At 66.8% G+C, this 18485-nt stretch carries 20 protein-coding genes; 7 read left to right on the top strand and 13 right to left on the bottom strand.

The features are described 5' to 3' along the window. Positions 1–48: 48 nt before the first annotated feature. The 4 genes from pnp to EG799_RS11275 form a co-directional block, all read right to left on the bottom strand. Positions 49–2367 (bottom strand): polyribonucleotide nucleotidyltransferase, encoded by a 2319-nt coding sequence (pnp, locus tag EG799_RS11290; protein WP_123881253.1) that lies wholly within the window; start codon positions 2365–2367, stop codon positions 49–51. Between the two features lie 183 nt (positions 2368–2550). After that, entirely contained in the window at positions 2551–2820 is a 270-nt protein-coding gene (gene rpsO, locus EG799_RS11285; protein WP_123881251.1) for a 30S ribosomal protein S15, read from the bottom strand. 26 nt (positions 2821–2846) lie between these two features. After that, the gene (gene truB, locus EG799_RS11280) at positions 2847–3833 is read right to left on the bottom strand and encodes a tRNA pseudouridine(55) synthase TruB (RefSeq protein WP_123881249.1); all 987 of its coding nucleotides are present in this window, start codon (positions 3831–3833) and stop codon (positions 2847–2849) included. Beyond that, positions 3830–4516 carry a site-2 protease family protein gene (locus tag EG799_RS11275; protein WP_123881247.1) on the bottom strand — a complete coding sequence of 229 codons (687 nt, stop codon included), beginning with the start codon at positions 4514–4516 and terminating at the stop codon, positions 3830–3832. The genes truB and EG799_RS11275 overlap by 4 nt, the downstream gene beginning before the upstream one ends. Positions 4517–4607: 91 nt before the next feature. Here EG799_RS11275 and EG799_RS11270 point away from each other — a divergent pair, with 91 nt between their 5' ends. The 3 genes from EG799_RS11270 to EG799_RS11260 all read left to right on the top strand — a co-directional run bounded on the left by EG799_RS11270 (position 4608) and on the right by EG799_RS11260 (position 7706). After that, positions 4608–6230, top strand: coding sequence for an AbgT family transporter (locus EG799_RS11270; protein ID WP_123881245.1), 1623 nt, complete (start codon positions 4608–4610; stop codon positions 6228–6230). A gap of 192 nt (positions 6231–6422) precedes the next feature. Next, a complete protein-coding gene (locus tag EG799_RS11265) occupies positions 6423–6929 on the top strand; it encodes a flavodoxin family protein (RefSeq protein ID WP_123881243.1) in 507 nt (168 codons plus the stop codon). A gap of 384 nt (positions 6930–7313) precedes the next feature. Continuing rightward, complete coding sequence (locus tag EG799_RS11260; protein WP_123881241.1) at positions 7314–7706, top strand: hypothetical protein; 393 nt, start codon at positions 7314–7316, stop codon at positions 7704–7706. 168 nt (positions 7707–7874) lie between these two features. On the opposite strand, the gene EG799_RS11255 is transcribed toward EG799_RS11260, so the two are convergent. From EG799_RS11255 to pspF, 9 genes are all read right to left on the bottom strand, one after another. Next, positions 7875–8456 carry a thymidine kinase gene (locus tag EG799_RS11255; protein WP_123881239.1) on the bottom strand — a complete coding sequence of 194 codons (582 nt, stop codon included), beginning with the start codon at positions 8454–8456 and terminating at the stop codon, positions 7875–7877. Between the two features lie 51 nt (positions 8457–8507). Further along, positions 8508–8900, bottom strand: coding sequence for a 30S ribosome-binding factor RbfA (rbfA, locus tag EG799_RS11250; protein ID WP_123881237.1), 393 nt, complete (start codon positions 8898–8900; stop codon positions 8508–8510). Further along, a complete protein-coding gene (locus tag EG799_RS11245) occupies positions 8900–9439 on the bottom strand; it encodes a DUF1697 domain-containing protein (protein ID WP_123881235.1) in 540 nt (179 codons plus the stop codon). Before EG799_RS11245 ends, rbfA begins: the two co-directional genes overlap by 1 nt. Continuing rightward, entirely contained in the window at positions 9436–9876 is a 441-nt protein-coding gene (locus EG799_RS11240) for a PaaI family thioesterase (protein ID WP_234029136.1), read from the bottom strand. Before EG799_RS11240 ends, EG799_RS11245 begins: the two co-directional genes overlap by 4 nt. 38 nt (positions 9877–9914) lie before the next feature. Beyond that, positions 9915–12482, bottom strand: a complete 2568-nt coding sequence (infB, locus tag EG799_RS11235; RefSeq protein ID WP_123881233.1) for a translation initiation factor IF-2 — start codon at positions 12480–12482, stop codon at positions 9915–9917. A gap of 58 nt (positions 12483–12540) precedes the next feature. Further along, positions 12541–13275, bottom strand: coding sequence for a DUF448 domain-containing protein (locus EG799_RS11230; RefSeq protein WP_123881231.1), 735 nt, complete (start codon positions 13273–13275; stop codon positions 12541–12543). Then, positions 13256–14929, bottom strand: a complete 1674-nt coding sequence (gene nusA / locus EG799_RS11225; RefSeq protein WP_123881229.1) for a transcription termination factor NusA — start codon at positions 14927–14929, stop codon at positions 13256–13258. Before nusA ends, EG799_RS11230 begins: the two co-directional genes overlap by 20 nt. Continuing rightward, entirely contained in the window at positions 14929–15489 is a 561-nt protein-coding gene (gene rimP, locus EG799_RS11220) for a ribosome maturation protein RimP (RefSeq protein ID WP_123881226.1), read from the bottom strand. The genes nusA and rimP overlap by 1 nt, the downstream gene beginning before the upstream one ends. A gap of 163 nt (positions 15490–15652) precedes the next feature. Further along, on the bottom strand, positions 15653–16684 hold the full coding sequence (gene pspF, locus EG799_RS11215; protein ID WP_123881225.1) for a phage shock protein operon transcriptional activator: 1032 nt from the start codon (positions 16682–16684) through the stop codon (positions 15653–15655). 146 nt (positions 16685–16830) lie between these two features. Here pspF and EG799_RS14030 point away from each other — a divergent pair, with 146 nt between their 5' ends. From EG799_RS14030 to pspC, 4 genes are read left to right on the top strand one after another with little or no spacing between them, the layout of a single operon-like run. After that, a complete protein-coding gene (locus EG799_RS14030) occupies positions 16831–16983 on the top strand; it encodes a hypothetical protein (protein WP_158611066.1) in 153 nt (50 codons plus the stop codon). Then, positions 16980–17813 (top strand): phage shock protein PspA, encoded by an 834-nt coding sequence (pspA, locus tag EG799_RS11210; RefSeq protein WP_234029135.1) that lies wholly within the window; start codon positions 16980–16982, stop codon positions 17811–17813. The genes EG799_RS14030 and pspA overlap by 4 nt, the downstream gene beginning before the upstream one ends. A gap of 3 nt (positions 17814–17816) precedes the next feature. Continuing rightward, positions 17817–18110, top strand: a complete 294-nt coding sequence (gene pspB, locus EG799_RS11205) for an envelope stress response membrane protein PspB (protein ID WP_123881223.1) — start codon at positions 17817–17819, stop codon at positions 18108–18110. Continuing rightward, complete coding sequence (pspC, locus tag EG799_RS11200; protein WP_123881221.1) at positions 18107–18484, top strand: envelope stress response membrane protein PspC; 378 nt, start codon at positions 18107–18109, stop codon at positions 18482–18484. Before pspB ends, pspC begins: the two co-directional genes overlap by 4 nt. Position 18485: the final 1 nt, after the last annotated feature.

Genomic DNA, 18485 nt, shown 5'->3' with positions numbered 1-18485 from the left:
GGCCCTTTTCGTGCGAGGCGGGACCGGCGAACCGGCCCCTGCCTGGTCTCAATCGTCCTTCAGGAAGGCGGGCATGTGGTCGTCACCGCCGCCGTCTCCGCCACGGTCGTTGCCGCCATCGCGGTCCCGGCCACGGCCACCGCCGCGTCCGCCGCGATCACCGCCACGACCGCCGCCGCCACGCGGCCCGCGACGATCGCCGCCACCCCGGCCGCCGCGATCACCGCGCGGTTCGCGCGGAGGACGGGTGTCCTCCAGTTCCTCGCCGGTTTCCTGATCGACGACCCGCATCGACAGGCGAACCTTGCCGCGATTGTCGATCTCGAGCACCTTGACCTTCACTTCCTGGCCTTCGGAAACAACGTCGGTCGGCTTCTCGACCCGCTCGTTCTTCATTTCGGAGACGTGGACCAGACCGTCCTTGCCGCCCATGAAGTTCACGAACGCACCGAAATCGACGATGTTGACGACCTTGCCGGTATAGATCTTGCCGACCTCGGCCTCCTCGACGATGCCCTCGATCCACTTCTTCGCGGCCTCGATTTCGTCGGCGTTGGAGGACGAGATCTTGATGACGCCCTCGTCGTCGATGTCGACCTTGGCACCGGTTTCGGCAACGATCTCGCGGATGACCTTGCCGCCGGTGCCGATGACGTCGCGGATCTTCGACTTGTCGATCTGCATGGTCTCAATGCGCGGAGCGTGCTTGGACACCTCGCCGCGCGCCGAACCCAGCGCCTTCTGCATCTCGCCGAGGATGTGCGCACGGCCGGCCTTTGCCTGCTCCAGCGCGGTCTGCATGATCTCCTTGGTGATGCCGGCAACCTTGATGTCCATCTGCAGGCTGGTGATGCCCTGTTCGGAGCCGGCCACCTTGAAGTCCATGTCGCCCAGGTGATCCTCGTCACCCAGGATGTCGGACAGCACGGTGAAGTCGTCACCTTCCAGGATCAGGCCCATCGCGATGCCGCTGACGGGACGGGCCACGGGCACGCCGGCATCCATCATCGACAGGCACCCGCCGCACACCGTCGCCATCGAGGACGAGCCGTTGCTCTCCGTGATGTCGGACAGGATACGGATGGTATAGGGGAAGTCCTCATGGCTCGGCAGCACCGGGTGCAGCGCGCGCCAGGCCAGCTTGCCGTGGCCCGTTTCGCGGCGGCTGGTGAAGCCGAAGCGGCCAACCTCGCCCACCGAGTATGGCGGGAAGTTGTAGTGCAGCATGAAGTGGTTGTAGGACAGGCCTTCCAGCCCGTCGATCATCTGCTCGGCGTCCTTGGTGCCGAGCGTCGTGGTGCAGATCGCCTGCGTCTCGCCGCGGGTGAACAGCGCGGAACCGTGCGTGCGGGGCAGCAGGCCGACCATCGCCTCGATCGGGCGAACCTCGTCGGTCTTGCGACCGTCGATGCGCTGACCGTCCTTCAGGATGGCCTTGCGCACGATGTCGCTCTCCAGCTTCTTCACCAGCTTCAGGCGGCCCATGTACTCGGCCGTATCGCTCTGCTCCAGTTCGGCGTAGTGTTCGCGCGCCCTGGTGCGCGCGGCATTGACCGCATCCTGCCGCTCACCCTTGTCGGTGATCTTGTAGGCGGCGGCGAGGTCGTCGCCGATGACGCCGCGCAGTTCCTCGAGCTTGGCGGACTTGTCCTCCACCTTGTCGAGTTCCCACGGTTCCTTGGCGGCCTGCTCGGCGAGGTCGATGATCGCACCGATGACCTTGCGGCTTTCCTCGTGCGCGAACATCACTGCGCCGAGCATTTCTTCCTCGGTCAGTTCCTTCGCCTCGGACTCCACCATCATCACCGCGTCCTGCGTGGCGGCGACGACCAGGTCGAGGCGGCCTTCCTCATCGAGCGCGCTGGAAAGCGAGGGGTTGAGTTCGTATTCGCCGCCCCGGAAACCGACGCGCGCGGCGCCAATCGGACCCATGAACGGCACGCCGGAAATGGTCAGCGCGGCGGAGGCGGCGATCATCGCGACGATATCGGGCTCGGTCTCGCCGTCATAGGACAGCACCTGCGCGATCACGTTGATCTCGTTGTAGAACCCTTCCGGGAAAAGCGGCCGCACCGGGCGGTCGATCAGGCGGGAGGTCAGCGTTTCCTTCTCCGTGGCGCGGCCTTCGCGCTTGAAGAAGCCGCCCGGGATACGGCCCGCGGCGGAGAATTTTTCCTGGTAATGGACGGTGAGCGGGAAGAAGTCCTGGCCTTCCTTCACACTGCGCGCGGCGGTCACGGCGCACAGCACCACGGTTTCGCCATAGGTTGCCAGCACGGCACCGTCAGCCTGACGGGCGATGCGGCCGGTTTCGAGGGTGAGGGTCTTTCCGCCCCACTCTATCGATACGGTTTTTGTGTCGAACATTGATTTTCCTTCTGAACCCGCGGGGCCACATTGCCGCGCGGGGCCTCTTTGTGCCGGGTAGTCCGTCCCGGTCCGGTGCGGGGCGTTTGCGTATGCCCCAAAGGCCGGCAGCCGGATGCCACCGCGCCCCAGATGCGAGAAAGGCGACCCTTTCGAGAAAGAGCCGCCTTCCTGCGAAACTCGTTATTTGCGAAGACCCAGCTTCTGGATCAGCGCGTTGTAGCGCTGCAGGTCCGTCTTCTTGAGATAGGCCAGCAGGCTGCGACGCTTGTTGACCATCTTGAGCAGGCCACGACGCGAATGGTTGTCCTTGTGGTGGTCCTTGAAATGCTCGGTCAGGTTGCGGATACGCTCGGTCAGGATGGCGACCTGCACCTCGGGGGAGCCGGTATCGCCCTTCGCGGTGGCGTTATCCTTGATGATTTCCTGTTTCTTCTCGGCGGTAACCGACATGCGCATTCACCTTTCGCGGTATCCTTTCAGACGTTGAAGCCCCTGACGATCTTCGTCGCGCCGCCGGTCAGCTGGATGAGCGCCACCGGAACATCGCGTTCCGACGTCGCGAACCAGAGCCCGTCGGCATGGGGCAATCCGGAAACGACACGGCCCTGGCGGACCGCCTGCTCGCTCTCCGGGTCGAGGGTGAGGGCCGGGATACCGTCCAGCCCCGCCTCCAGCGGCAGGATGATGTCTCGAAGTGGCGCGCCCTTGCCGATTTCATTCAGCAAGTCCAGCGAAATCGCCCGTTGCTCGTCGAACGGGCCGGCCTTCGTGCGTCTGAGGTAGGTGACATGGCCCACCGTTCCAAGAGCGTGCGCGATGTCCCGTGCCAGCGATCGGATATAGGTGCCCTTGCTGACGCGGGCGACAAACGTTGCAGTCTCGGCCAGTTCGAGCGGAGCCTGGGGGTCATACGGGTCCGGTCGCCCCAGCGTCGTGGCGAAGGTGGAGGAAACGCGCTCGTCCGCCCCGCCGCCAAGCAGATCGAGCGAATGGACGGTGATCGCCCGCTTTTCCAGATCCACCTCCTCTCCCGACCGGGCAAGGTCGTAGGCGCGCCTGCCATCCACCTTCAGCGCGGAATATCGGGGCGGCACCTGCTCTATCTTGCCGGTGAAATGCTCGCAGACTGCGGCAATGGCGGCGCGCGGCGGGCGATTGTCAGAGCGGGCGACGACTTCACCTTCGGCGTCCAGAGTGTCGGTCTCCTCCCCAAATTGCACGCTGAATTCATATGTCTTGTCGCTGTCCAGCATCCGGCCCGACAGCTTAGTCGCCTCTCCCAGTGCGATCGGCAGCACCCCTTCGGCCAGCGGATCGAGCGTGCCGCCGTGGCCCACCTTGACCTTCGGATAGCCGCCTTCGCGCAGATTGCGCTTCACCGCGCCGACCGCTTGCGTCGAGCCGAGGCCCGGCGGCTTGTCGAGGATCAGCCAGCCGTGGGGTTTGGCGCGATCATCGCTCATCCCGCCACCAGCTGCGCGACCGCGTCGGCGTAGGTGAAATAGAGGTTCTGCATCCACAGGACCGGGGGAAGCACGACGCTCTCCACCACGCCGCTGCCGGGAAAGGCCCAGGTCAACGCGATCAGCACGAAAATGAGCGCCATGCCCATCGCCTGCGCCCGCTGCCAGTGGCGGGCGTAGCGCCGGGGAAGCAGTCCGCCGACGATGTGCGAGCCGTCGAAAGGCGGGATCGGGAGCAGGTTGAACAGCGCCAGGAAGACGTTGATGAGCACGAAATAGCCCATGGCCGTCATCACGATCGCGGGCGGCTCGCCAGGAAAGGCAAACCCGGCGACGAGCCCCGCCAGCGTCGCTCCGGCAAGCGCCAGCGCGAGATTGGTCGCAGGGCCGGCGGCGGCGACCGCCATCATGCCGAAGCGCGGGTTGTCGAGCCGGTCCTGTCGCACCGGTACCGGCTTGGCCCAGCCGAAGATCGGGCCGCCGAACAGCGCCAGCGCGCCCGGCACCACCAGCGTGCCGACCGGATCGACGTGGCGCACCGGGTTCAGTGACAGGCGGCGCTTCTCCTTCGCGGTGGGATCGCCCAGTGCCAGCGCGGCCCAGCCGTGGGCAACCTCGTGAAAGACGATGGCCACCACCAGGCAGGGGACCAGGATCAGGGCGAGCAGCAGCGTTTCGGTCATGGCCGCCCTAGATGGGGTGCGCGCGGGCACTGGTAAAGAGCGATGCTTGCGGCCATGCTGCGGCCTGCGGACAGGCAGCGAGGGGATCGGCATGGCGGCACAAGCAGGGGCGACATCGGCGGCTGGCGGCGTTCCGGAACAGACCGGCTTTCTCGGCTGGGTGGAGCGGACCGGCAACCGCCTGCCCGACCCTGTCTTCCTGTTCCTCTGGTTCATCCTCGCCCTCGTCCTGATCAGCGTGATCGCCGCGGCGAGCGGCTGGTCCGCAGCGCATCCGGTGGAGATCGACCCCGCAACCGGCGCCCACCGGGTGATCGCGGTGGAAAGCCTGCTAAGCGCCGCGAACATCCGCCGCCTGCTGACCGAGGTGCCCGAGACCTTCACCCATTTCCCGCCGCTGGGCTACGTCCTTACCGTGATGCTCGGCGCGGGCGTGGCGGAGCGTTCCGGCCTGTTCGCCACCGCCATGCAGGCGAGCATGGCGCGCGTGCCCCGCCCGCTGCTGACGCCGGCGGTGGCGCTCGTCTCGATGCTGGGCAATCACGCCGCCGATGCCGCCTTCGTGGTGCTGATCCCGCTGGCGGGAATCATCTACCACGCCGCCGGGCGCCATCCGCTGACAGGTATCGTGGCGAGCTTCGCCGGCGTGTCGGGCGGCTTTTCCGCCAACCTCCTGCCCGGGCAGCTCGACGCGCTGCTGCTGGGCATCACCGAGGCGAGCGTCAGGACCGTGTTCGCCGGCTGGACCGCCAACATCGCCGGAAACTGGTATTTCATCGCCGCGATGACCGTCTGCTACATGCCGGTGATCTGGTACGTGACCGACCGCATCGTGGAGCCGAAGCTGGGCCCATACTCGCCCGCCGCCGCGCCCGCCGACGCCGCCGATGCCCTCACCGACGATACGGCGCCCGAACCGCCGGCGGACCGCCAGCGCCGGGGGCTGCGCCGCGCCGGCCTGGCCGTGCTGGCGCTCGTGGCGGTGTGGGCCGCGCTGACCCTGCTCCCCGGTGCGCCGCTGATCGATGCCGCGGCCCCGCCGGAGGGGCGGCTGACCCCCTTCTACCGGAGCCTGCTGCCGTTCTTCCTGCTCGTCTTCCTGCTGCCCGGATGGGCCTACGGCAAGGCGGCGGGCACCATCGCCGATCACCGCGACCTGGTGGAGATGATGGCGGGAGCGATGAAGGACATGGCCTATTACATGGTACTGGTCTTCGTCGCCGCGCATTTCGTGGTGATGTTCGGCTGGTCCAACATGGGGATCGTGCTGGCGGTGGACGGGGCGGACGCGCTGCGCGCCAGCGGCCTGCCCGCCTGGGCGATGCTGGCAGCCGTGCTCATATTCGGCGCGTTGCTCAACATCGTCATCGGTTCGGCGAGCGCCAAGTGGGCGGTGCTGGGGCCGGTCGTGGTGCCGATGCTGATGCTGCTGGGCATCTCGCCGGAAATGACCACCGCGGCCTATCGCGTGGGCGACAGCGCGACCAACATCGTCACGCCGCTCCTGCCCTATTTCCCGCTGGTGCTGGTGTTCTGCCAGCGCTGGGTCAAGGATTACGGCCTCGGCAGCCTGACCGCGACCATGCTGCCGTACTGCGCCGGCATCCTGGTGGCCGGCATGGCGCTGACCGTGGGCTGGGTGGTGCTCGACCTGCTGCCGGGACCGGGCGCGAGCGTGTTCGCAGAGGTTCCCGCCGCAGCGAACGGCGGGTGACGAAGTTGACACCGTGTCAGCCTGGCCGATCGGGCGCATCGCCTTGTTCGGCAAGCATTATTGCGGGCAATCGCGAAGTTGACACCTGCGCGATGGGAAAAATCGGACGGGGGACTGACGGTTTGAAAGAGCCGCCGCGACCATGAGGCGCGCCGACCTTGTAGGAAAGGGCGCAACGCCTAGACTGCGGACATGAGCCCCGCCCTCCTCATCGTCTGGTATTCGCGCACCGGCGGCAGTCGCCAGCTGGCCGAGGCGGCGCGCGCGGCGGCGGCGAAGGCGGCGCAGGACGCCGGCGACCTCGCCATTCGCTGCCTGCCGGCGCAGGAGGCGCGGGCCGAAGACCTGCTGAGGGCGGACGGATACATCTTCGCCTGTCCCGAGAACCTTGCCGCCATAGCGGGCGTGATGAAAGCGTTTTTCGATCGCACCTATTACGAGGTGCTGGGGCAGATCGAGGGCCGCCCCTACGCCGCGATGATCTGCGCCGGATCGGACGGCGCGAACGCGAAGCAGCAACTCGAACGCATCTGCACCGGCTGGCGCCTGAAGCGGGTGGCGGACACGATCATCGTCAACGTCGCGGCGCAGACGAGGGAAGAGATACTGGCGGACAAGACGATTGCGGAAGCGGAACTGTCGCGGGCGCGAGAGATCGGCGCGACGCTGGCGGCGGGACTGGCGATGGGGGTGTTTTGAGGGATGGCGGGACGTCAGGTTCTGGAGACTGGCAATACTGGATCGGACGTCCGGAAACGGGGTGGAAAACGGACTGTCTGCTATGCAGCGACGAAAGCCAATTGCGGACGATCACAACCGATGTAAGCTGGTTCTGTGACTGAACGAGAGATGCTGACTCAAATCGATGGACCGCTTCTCGCTGAGGCATTTCCATCGAGACACCGTCCCAATTCCGTCCGAGGCAGTGAGGCAGCAGCACATCTTCTTACTGCACGTCAATGGACGGAACGGTTTGCAGTGAGGGTTGAGGACCAATCTGTCTTAATCCCCGCGCGCTTGCACTTCGCCTCCGAACTTCCACCACTAGATCGAACAAACGACGCGTGGAGATTTGCGCGGGCTTTGCAAACCCGCAGTAACGATGGGTTCCAGCGCCAGCGCGCTGCCCGTGACCTACTCAATGACTTAGAACCTTGGGGCGCACCCTTCATAGTCGCTCTCATTGGAGAGTATATCGTCCAAATTCTCGATGACATCGCGGCAGCATTAACGCCCGAGAATGCTCAAACGCTGGGGAGTTATATAGCTCAGAATTCAGGCTATTGGCAGACGACGAAGCGCCGCGTGACGAGCTACTGGAATGTCTATTACCGCTCAGAACTAGCTTCTGGTTCGCGCCCAAAATGGGCTCGGGATTTTCGTCCTCTCTTCAAAAAAAACGAATATGTCGGTTTTAGACTTATCGAGCGTCTGGAGGCTGCGGCTTTTGGGCGCGGACAAACCGCTGGCGCATGACCGCAATTAGGGTCGTCAGCGGAACGTCAGGTATCCAGCCCTCTGTCCCAGCAAATCATCTCCGCATTCCGAGCCTCTCGCCGAAATGCGACTGCCGTAAACAAGGGCAATCCTTCGACAAGTTCAGGATGAGCGGGTCGGGGAGAGGCAGAAGGTCGCCTTCACCCATCACCCCCACATCCCCAGCGCCTCGCTGAAATGGCGGCGGCATAGCGCGACGTAGCGTTCGTTGCCGCCGATCTCGGTCTGGGCGCCTTCGCCGACCGCCTTGCCGCTGGCGTCGACGCGCAGGTTCATCGTGGCCTTGCGCCCGCAGTGGCATACCGCCTTCAGCTCGATCAGTGCGTCCGCGATGCCCAGCAGGACGGCGGAGCCGGGGAAGAGGTCGCCGCGAAAATCGGTCCTGAGGCCGTAGCACAGCACGGGAATGTCGGCCTCGTCCGCCAGCCGCGCGCATTGCCAGACCTGCGTGGCGGTGAGGAACTGCGCCTCGTCCACCAGCACGCAGGCGAGCGACTGCGCGCCGTGACGATCCATCACCTGCCGCCACAGGTTCGTACCCGGCGTGTAGCGGTTGGCCTCCGCCTCAAGCCCGATGCGGCTGGCGATGGGCGCTTCGGCGCGCGTGTCGATGGCGGCGGTCCACAGCATCGTTGCCATGCCGCGCTCGCGGTAGTTGAAATCGGCCTGCAGCAGCGTGGTCGATTTGCCCGCATTCATGCTGGCATAGTAGAAATAGAGCTTGGCCATCGGCCCCCACCCTAGCCGCATTCGTCGCGGCGGCAATTTCACGGGCGGCGGTTATTCCCCGTCGAGATCGCGCCGCACCTTCGGATCGTCCAGCAATTGCTCGATCCGGCTCGCCTCGTCGAAGCTCTCGTCGGCGCGGAATTGCAGTTTCGGCGCGTATTTCAGGCCCAGGCGCTGGGCGACCTCGCGCTGGAAGAAGGCGGTGTTGGTCCTGAGCGCCTTCAGCACCGGCCCCTCGTCCTCGCCCAGCAGCGGTTTGACGTAGACTTTGGCGTTCCTGAGGTCGGGCGACATGCGCACCTCGGTCACGGCGATGGTATGCGCGCGCAGCACCTCGTCATGCGCCTCCCCGCGCGCAAGCAGTTCGGAGAGGATATGGCGCACGCGCTCCCCCACCTTCAGCAGGCGGACGGACTGGTCTTCGGGCTGCGAATGGCGGGGCATCAGCGTTCCATGGCCTCCATGATGCGGCGGATCGAGCGGACGTTGCGCGCCGTGCCCCGGCAGCCGAGGCGGCGCTCGATGAAATCCCTGGTGAGTTTCGAACCGGCGACGCCATCCACGTAGTCCATATGCAGCGCGCGGTCGCCGGGGGCGAGCCTTTCCGGGCCGCGGCCGGCGTGGTCGGCCGCCAGCCTTGCGAAAGCGGCGGCGTCGGGCTGGGCTTCGAGGAACATGACATGCACCATGTTGTCCGCCCCGCCGGCGGCGAAGGGACTGTCCGATAGGGCGCGGGCCAGCTCCTCGCGCGTGCGGACGGCGGCGAAGGTGTCGATGCCGGTGTTGTCCTTCACCAGATCGGCGATCCGGCTCGCGAGGGCGGCGTCCGGCTCCTCCCCCGCCTCGAACACGACGTTGCCGCTTGCCGCGACGGTGGCGATGCCGGCGAAGCCGTCAGCGGCGAAGGCGGCCTTCAGATCGGCCATCGCGACGCGGTTGCCGCCGACATTGATGGACCCGAGCAGGGCGACGCGGCGGGTCATGCGCCCCGCCCCTTGTCCCCGGCTCCACCCTGGCTCTCGCCCGGCCACCCCGTCACCAGCGTGGTCGCGGTCGCGCGGGCGGACAGCTTGCCCTCGTGATCGAACAGTTCGGCTTCCACGAACGTCACCTTGCGCCCCGACCGGACCGCGCGCGCCTTCACCGTGAACCGTTCCATCGCGACGGGCCGCAGGAGCGAGAGATTGATGTCGAGGGTCAGTTGCAGCTTGCCCCCGGTGGCGAGGTAGACGGCGGCGCCCATCGCCTCGTCCATCGGACCGGCCAGCAGCCCGCCCTGCACGCTGCCGCGCATGTTGGCGAAGCCGTCTGGCGGGGTGAAGGCCATTTCCACCGTCCCGCTCGCCTCGTCGTGGGAGACGAACTGCGCGCCCATCGTCCGCGCGCTGGGCCAGGATGGCGAGAGGTGCTGTCCGGCCACGCCTCACGCCCCTCCCGCAGGCGGAAGGGGCGCGCTCGTCACAGCGTGCGTTCCTGCTCTGTCACCTCGAACACCTCCAGCTGGTCGCCGGCGCGAATGTCGTTGGTGTCCTCCAGCACGACGCCGCATTCCAGCCCCGCGCGGACCTCGTCCACGTCGTCCTTGAAGCGCCTGAGCGACTGGATGACGGTCGCCGAGACGATGACGTCCTCGCGCGTGAGACGGGCGTGCAGGCCCTTGCGGATGACGCCTTCCTCCACCAGCAGACCGGCGGCCTTGTCGCGCTTGCCGGCGGGGAACACCTGCTTGACCTCGGCGCGGCCGACGACGTTCTCGACCTTGAGCGGGCCGAGTTCGCCGAGCAGTTCCTTCGTGATCTCGTCCGTCAGGTGATAGATCACGTCGTGATACATCATGCGCACGTTGTCGCGCTTCACCAGGTCGCGCGCCTTGGCGTTCGGGCGCACGTTGAAGCCGATGATCGGCGCGTTCGAGGCGGCGGCGAGCTGCACGTCGGTTTCCGTTATGGCGCCGACGCCCGCATGCAGGATGCGCACCTTGATGTCGTCGTTGGAAAGGTTGTGCAGCGCCGAGTTGATCGCCTCGACCGAGCCTTGCACGTCGGCCTTCACCACCACCGGCCATTCGATGACGTTCGACTTGTTGAACATCGTGTCGAAGCTGCTGGGGGCGAGCGCGGTGCGCTTCTCGGTCGCCTTTTCCTGCCGGTATTCGGCCACCTCGCGGGCGCGCTGCTCGTTCTCCACGACGGTCAGCATGTCGCCGGCGGACGGCACGCCGCCAAGGCCGAGCACCTCGACCGGCATGGACGGGCCGGCTTCCTTGATCTGCTTGCCCTGGTCGTCGACGATGGCGCGCACCTTGCCGCTCTCGGTACCCACGACGAAGGTGTCGCCGCGCCGGAGCGTGCCGCGATTGATCAGCACCGTCGCCACCGGGCCGCGGCCCTTGTCGAGCTGCGCTTCCACCACCGTCGCCTCGGCATCGCGGTCGGGCCGCGCCTTGAGTTCGAGCAGTTCGGCCTGGAGCGCGATCTTCTCGATCAGCTCGTCGAGACCGGTGCCCTTGGTCGCGGATACCTCAACGTCGAGCACGTCGCCCGACATTTCCTCCACGATCACCTCGTGCTCCAGCAGGCGCTCGCGCACCTTCTGGGCGTTGGCTTCGGGCCGGTCGATCTTGTTGATCGCCACGATCAGCGGCACCTGCGCCGCCTTGGCGTGGTTGATGGCCTCGATCGTCTGCGGCATGATCCCGTCGTCGGCGGCCACCACGAGCACCACGATATCGGTGACGTTGGCGCCGCGCGCCCGCATCTCGGTAAAGGCGGCGTGGCCGGGCGTGTCGAGGAAGGTGATCTTCGACTTGTCCTTCGTCGTCACCTGATAGGCGCCGATATGCTGGGTGATGCCGCCCGCCTCGCCGCGCGTCACGTTGGTCTTGCGCAGCGCGTCGAGCAGGCTGGTCTTGCCGTGATCGACATGGCCCATGACCGCCACCACCGGCGGCCGCGGCCGCAGCGTGTCCTCGGGATCCTCGTCCTCGGTCGTGTCGATGTCGACATCGGCCTCCGACACCTTCTGGATGTTGTGGCCGAACTGTTCGACGAGCAGTTCCGCGGTATCCTGGTCGATCGTCTGGTTGACGGTCACCATCATGTCGAGATTGAACAGCTCCTTCACCAGGTCGGCGCCCTTCTCGCCCATGCGCTTGGCCAGTTCGCCCACGGTGATGGCCTCGGGCACCACGACGTCGCGCACCTGCTTCTCGCGCGGCTGGTTCGATCCGCCGCCCTGCGCCCGCCGCTCCTTCTCGCGCGCCCGCTTCAGCGCCGCGAGACTGCGGGCACGGCGGCCCTCGTCCTCGTTCAGTGCGCGGTTGACCGTGAGCTTGCCCGAACGGCGCTTGTCGCCGCGATCGGGCGTGGTGGACGCACCCCCGCGCTTGGGCTTTTCTTCCTTCGCCTTGGGCGGACGCTTGGGCTCGGGCCGGGCGACCGGGGTGAACTTGCGTGGCGAGGGCGCGGCAGGCTGGCCGCCCTCGTCGCCGCCTTCCTCGGCCGGGGTGGCCGGTTCCACGCCGCCTTCCGCCTCCAGTTCCGCGGCAGCCTCTTCCTCGGCCCTGCGCTGCTTCTCGGCTTCCTCGTCGGCCTTGCGATTGGCCTCGATCCGGCGCTTCTCTTCCTCGGCGTCCTGCTTGGCCTGCTCCTCCTCGCGCTTGCGAGCCTCCTCGGCCAGCCGCAGCCGCTCTTCCTCGGCCTCGCGCTGAAGCCGCTTCACGCGCTCCTGCGGCGTCTCGTCCGAGGGAGCGGGCGCCTTCCTGGGCGCAGGCTTCTTCGCCGCCGGGGCCGGGGCGGGGGCGGGAGCGGGCGCAGGCGCGGGAGCGGGAGCCGCCTCCGGCTCGGGTGCGGGAGTGGGCGCGGGTTCCTCGCCCGGCTTCACGAGCTTGCGGCGACGCTTGACCTCGACCGCCACCTTGTTGGTGCGGCCGTGGCTGAAGGTCTGCTTGACCTCGCCGGCATCGACAGCGCGCTTCAGGCCCAGGGGCTTGCGGGTGCGCTTCGGTGTCTCGTTGTTATCGCTCATACGCTTCGTTCGGTCCTTCAAATTTCACTTCGTCGCGAAAGCAGCCGGGTCGCGGCCCTTACGCCACCCGGTCTTCGCTCGTATCGGCCGGGGGTCCGGCCGCCAGAAAGGTCTGCAGACGCCCCAGCGGTATCTCGACCCGCTGCGCCGATCTGGTGTCGGCAAGCGCCAGATGGACGACATTGTCGCGGCCCAATGCCACAGACAGGGCGTCCCGGTCCAGTGGCAGCCGCGTTCCGCGCAATCCGCTGCCTTCCGCGTCGCTGCCCATGCGCCAGGCCTGATCCAGCTTGCGCGCCCCGTCCTCGCTCGCATCGGCGGCATGGTAGAGCGCGGCAACCTTGCCCATGCGGGCCTCTTTCGCAATCCGGTCGGAGCCCAAGATAAGACGCCCGGTGCGCATTTCGAGTCCCAGCCGATCCAAAAATGCGCGGGTCAGCGCGGCTTCGATCCGCGCGGGCAGGTCGTCGGGAATGGCCAGCCTGCCGGTCCGGAACGCGCGCGCCAGCGCGCCCCGCAGCCGGCCGTCCGCCATCGCCCTTTCCAGCGCCGGGCGATCGACCCCGATCCATGCGCCCCGCCCCGGCGCCCTGGCGTGGGCATCGGGCAGGATATGGACAGCGCCGTCCGCGTCGGGCGGGGAGCCGGCCAGCCGGATCAGCGCGTCGCGCGCGGCATGGCTGCCGGTCAGCACGCAGCGCCGTTCGCTCCCGCCCCCGTCATCCTGGCCGGGGCGGGCGCTGGCGTCCTGTGGTGCGGGAGAACCTAGCGGATCATTGCGAGGATTCCGCATCGGCGGCCTCCTCTGCTGCGGGCGCGGCTACGGTCGCCTCAGCGGCCTCTTCCTCGTCCTCGAACCAGTGTGCGCGGGCGGCCATGATGATCTCGTTGCCCTGTTCCTCGGTCAGCCCGAACGCGCCCAGCACGCCGCCCTTGTCCTGCTCGCGCTGCGGACGCCGGACGGGCGGGCCGTCGGCGCCGGCGGGCGGCTGGCGGCGGCGCGGCGCCTCGCGCTTCCTGGCGATCAGTTCGTCGGTGGCGAGATCGGCCAGATCGTCGAGATCCTTGATCCCCGCCCTACCGAGCACGACCAGCATTTCCTCGGTCAGGTGCGGCAGGTCGGCAAGGTCGTCCTCCACGCCCAGCTCGCGGCGCGCCTCGCGGTGCGCGGCCTCCTGGCGTTCGAGCGCTTCCTTGGCGCGGCTCTGCAGTTCCTCGGCCAGTTCCTCGTCGAAACCCTCGATCGCGGCGAGCTCGTCCAGCTCGACATAGGCGACCTCCTCCAGCTCCACGAAGCCTTCGGCCACCAGCAGCTGCGACAGCGTCTCGTCGACGTCCAGTTCCTCCTCGAACATGTTGGAACGCTCGGCGAATTCCTTGCTGCGCTTCTCCGAGGCTTCCTCCTCGGTCATGATGTCGATCTGGCTGTCGGTCAGCTGGCTGGCGAGGCGCACGTTCTGGCCGCGCCGGCCGATGGCGAGCGAAAGCTGATCGTCGGGCACGACCACCTCGATGCGGCTTTCCTCCTCGTCCAGCACCACGCGGCTGACGGTGGCGGGCTGGAGAGCGTTGACGACGAAGGTGGCGGTATCTTCCGACCACGGGATGATGTCGATCTTCTCGCCCTGCAATTCCTGCACCACCGCCTGCACGCGGCTGCCCTTCATGCCGACGCAGGCGCCGACCGGATCGATGGAGGAATCGTGGCTGATGACGCCGATCTTGGCCCGGCTGCCCGGATCGCGGGCCGCGGCCTTGATCTCGATGATGCCGTCGTAGATCTCGGGCACTTCCTGCGCGAACAGCTTGCGCATGAAATCGGGCGCGGCGCGGCTCAGGAAGATCTGCGGGCCGCGATTGTTGCGCTCGACCTTGCTGATGAGCGCGCGCACCCGCTCGCCCACGCGGGCAGCCTCGCGCGGGATCTGCTGGTCGCGGCGGATGACGCCCTCGGCCCGGCCGAGATTGACGATGACGTGGCCGAACTCGACCGACTTGATGACGCCGGTGATGATCTCTCCGGCGCGGTCCTTGAATTCCTCGAACTGGCGCTCGCGCTCCGCATCGCGGACCTTCTGGAAGATGACCTGCTTGGCGCTCTGCGCGTCGATGCGGCCGAGATCGTCCATCGCGGGCAGCGGATCGACGATGAAGTCGCCGACCTTGGCGCCCTCTTCCAGCTTCTGCGCCTGGGCCACGTCGACCTGCTTGAAGTAGTCCTCGACCTCCTCGACCACCTCGACCACGCGCCACAGGCGCAGGTCGCCGGTCTGCGGATCGAGCTTGGCGCGGATGTCGTTCTCCTGCCCGAAACGCGCGCGCGCGGCCTTCTGGATCGCCTCTTCCATCGCCTCGACGACGATGTCCTTGTCGATCATCTTCTCCGACGCGACGGCGTTGGCGATCGCGAGCAGCTCTGCCTTGTTGGCGGAAATGGGACTGGCCATCAGTCTTGTGCCTCTTCTTCCTCAGATGTCTCTTCGATGTCTTCCACACCGGAGATGTCCAGCGGGCGGGTGGCGGCGATCAGCTTGTCGGTCAGGATCAGCTGGCCGGAATGAATTGCCCCCAGCGGCACGGCAATCGTGCCGGCGCGGTTATCCTCTATCGTGACGGTATCGCCCTCGATCCCCGCCAGCTGTCCCGTCAGCGTGCGGTGGCCGTGGACCTTCTCGGACAGCGACAGCCTGGCCTCATGGCCGGCCCAGTCGGCGTAGTCCTTCGCCCGGGTGAGCGGACGATCGATGCCGGGGCTGCTGACCTCGAGATTGTAGGCGCCCTCGACCAGCACGGTGCCTTCGGCCTCCAGCGCGTCCAGCTTCTCCGACACGCGGCGGGAAAGGGCGGCGCATTGCTCGACGACGAGCTGGCCGGTTTCCGGATCCTCCGCCATGATCTGCAAGGTGCGCTCGCCCTGCGAACCGGTCATCTTCACACGCACGAGTTCGAAGCCGAGCGCCTCGGCTTCGGGTTCGATCATGTCTTCGAGGCGCGCGATATCGGCCATCGGGTCTCCGTCAGGGATGACAAGGGCGGACAAGGCGGTTCGTGCCGGCCCCTTCCGGCGCCAGCCCCACTTCGTCTGCGACAATGTCGGGATGAAGAGCCATGTAGGCCGCCCGGCCGGCAAAAGCAACACGCGAGTTTTCACAGGGCCGGGAAATTCGGCGCTAGTCCTTGTCTTCCATCAGGCCGTGCTTCTTGATGCAGTGCCGGAGCTGGTCGTAGGTCACGCCAAGCGCCTTGGCCGTCTGCCGCTGGTTCCAGCGGTTCGCGCCGAGCGCGTGCTCGACGATGGCGCGCTCGTGACCGTCCACCGCGGCGCGCAGATCGTCCACCTGGTCGTAGCGCGGGCCGGACGGGGCGGATTGCGGCGCTGGACCGGCGTCGTCGGACCGGCGGCCGCCGCCGCGCTCCTCGATCGGCGTCCACGGCGATTCGAACGGGTCGAACACCACCTCTGCGATGGGCTGCGACCAGTCGCCCCAGCGATAGACGGCGCGCTCCACCACGTTGCGCAGTTCGCGCACGTTGCCGGGCCACGGATGGTTCTCCAGCGCGTCGGACACGTGATCGGCGAAGCCGGGCCATTCCTCCCATCCCAGTTCCGCCGCCATGCGCCGGGCGAAATGCGCGGCCAGCACCTCGATATCGCCCTCGCGCACGCGCAGGGGCGGCAGGGTGATGACCTCGAAGCTCAACCGGTCGAGCAGGTCGGGACGGAAGGTGCCGTCGTGCGCGCGGGCGGGCAGATCCTCGTTGGTGGCGGCGACGATGCGGACATCGACCCGCACCGGGCGCGAGGATCCGATGCGCGTAACCTCGCCGTATTCGACCGCGCGCAGCAGCCGTTCCTGCGCCCCCATGCTGAGCGTGCCCAGCTCGTCGAGAAACAGCGTGCCCTTGTCCGCCTCCTCGAACCGCCCTTCCCTGGCCCTGGTGGCGCCGGTGAACGCGCCCTGTTCGTGCCCGAACAGTTCCGCCTCGATCAGCGTTTCGGGGAGCGCCGCGCAATTCATGGTGACGAGCGGTTCCCCCCAGCGGTTGGACAGGCGGTGAAGTCGTTCGGCGATCAGTTCTTTACCGGTCCCGCGTTCCCCGATTACCAGCACGGGCCTGGACAGCGTCGCCGCACGGCTGGCCCGCTCGACCGCATCGAGAAAGGCACCGGACTGGCCGATGAACTGGGTTTCACGCTCCATTCCCCGGATATTAGCGAGATTTCCCAAGTCTTGGCAACTGGAACCAATTGCCATTCGCGGAAGTGGCGGAAAATGCGCGTCTTTCTCCCGATATTCGCAACTGGCACGCAGTTTGCAACGCTTCGGACAGAAAGGAAAATCCGACAATGTTCGACAGCCGCTTCTTCTCCTCTCCGCTGGGCCATGCCGCCCTGGTGAGCATCGCCGCAATGGTGACCTTCGCCGTGTTTGCCGGTATCCAGCCGGATCAGGCCGGCACGACGGTGCTCGCCGGCGTCGAGATGGTGGAGCTGGCATGACCAACGAACCGCGCAATCCGCTGATGCCGATCGGCGGCGGCAAGGCCAGCGACGGCGCGCGCATCGATCGCGAGATCGAACGGCTGCGCACCAGCCCCACCCCGACCGCCTCTTCCGGCCGCGCGTTCAACCAAGGAGCCCCATTGATGGGAATATTCAACCGCGCCCGCGACATCTTCGCGGCCAATTTCAACGAACTGCTCGATCAGGCCGACGATCCGGCCAAGATGATCCGCATGATCATCATGGAAATGGAGGAAACGCTGGTCGAGGTACGCGCCAGTGCCGCGCGCACGATCGCCGACCAGAAGGAAATGCACCGCCACACGGTGAAGCTCGACCGGCTCCAGGCCGACTGGGGCGAGAAGGCGCAGCTGGCCCTGTCCAAGGATCGCGAAGACCTCGCCCGCGCGGCGCTGGTCGAGAAGCGCAAGGCCGGCGACATGGCCGACCAGCTCAAGCAGGAGATCGAGGTGCTCGACGACGCGCTGCGCGCCTACGAACAGGACATCGCCAAGCTGCAGCACCGCCTGCACGAGGCCCGCAGCCGCCAGAGCCAGATCGCCGCACGGCTGGAAAGCGCAGAAAATCGCGTGAAGCTGCGCAGCCTGATGACCAACGAGCGCGTGGACGAGGCGCTGACCCGCTTCGACCAGCTCGAACGCCGCGTCGATTACGCGGAAGGGCGCGCCGATGCCCTGGGGATGGAATCGAACCGGCAGACCCTGGCCGACGAATTCGCGGCGCTGGAAGGCAACGACAAGGTCGAGGACGAGCTCGAGGAAATGAAGCGCGCGCTCGGCAAGGGCGACGGCGAGAAGGGAGAATAGACGATGGAAGAATTCCTGTTAGCCGCGTGCTTCATCGCCATTCCCTGGATCATCTTCCACTACATCACGAAGTGGAAGACCTCTGCCAGCATCACGACCGACGACGAGGCGTTGCTGGAGGAACTCTACAACCTCGCCAAGCGCCTCGACGAGCGCATGGATACGGTCGAGCGGCTGGTCGGGCAGGACAATCCCGATTTCCGCCCGGCGCGCATCCAGCACGACAAGGCCATCGACAATGCACCGCTGCGCGAGCTCGAGGAACTGCTCGCCGAGAAGAAGGACGCCCGCAAATGAACACGCCCCGCACCACTCTCTATCGCGACAAGCAGAATGCGAAGCTGATGGGCGTGTGCTCGGGCATCGCCGACTATTCCGGCATCAACGCCTTCTGGATACGCATCGCCTTCGTCGTCCTCCTGTTCGCCGGGATGGGCATGGTCCTGCCGGTCTACTTCGTCGCCGGACTGTTGCTGAACAAGAAGCCGCCGCACCTCTACCGCGACGACGACGAGCAGCAGTACTGGCAGGGCGTGCGGCAGAACCCGAAGCGCACCGCCCGCGAGATCCGCGCCCGGATGAAGGACGTCGATCGCCGCCTGGCGGATGTCGAGAACTACTACGTCAGCAGCAATCCGCGCCTGACCGCCGAAATCGAACGGCTGCGCTGAA

The organism is Aurantiacibacter spongiae, assembly GCF_003815535.1.
Taxonomy (GTDB): Bacteria; Pseudomonadota; Alphaproteobacteria; order Sphingomonadales; family Sphingomonadaceae; genus Alteraurantiacibacter; species Alteraurantiacibacter spongiae.
This window is presented reverse-complemented; position numbering and strand designations above follow the sequence as displayed.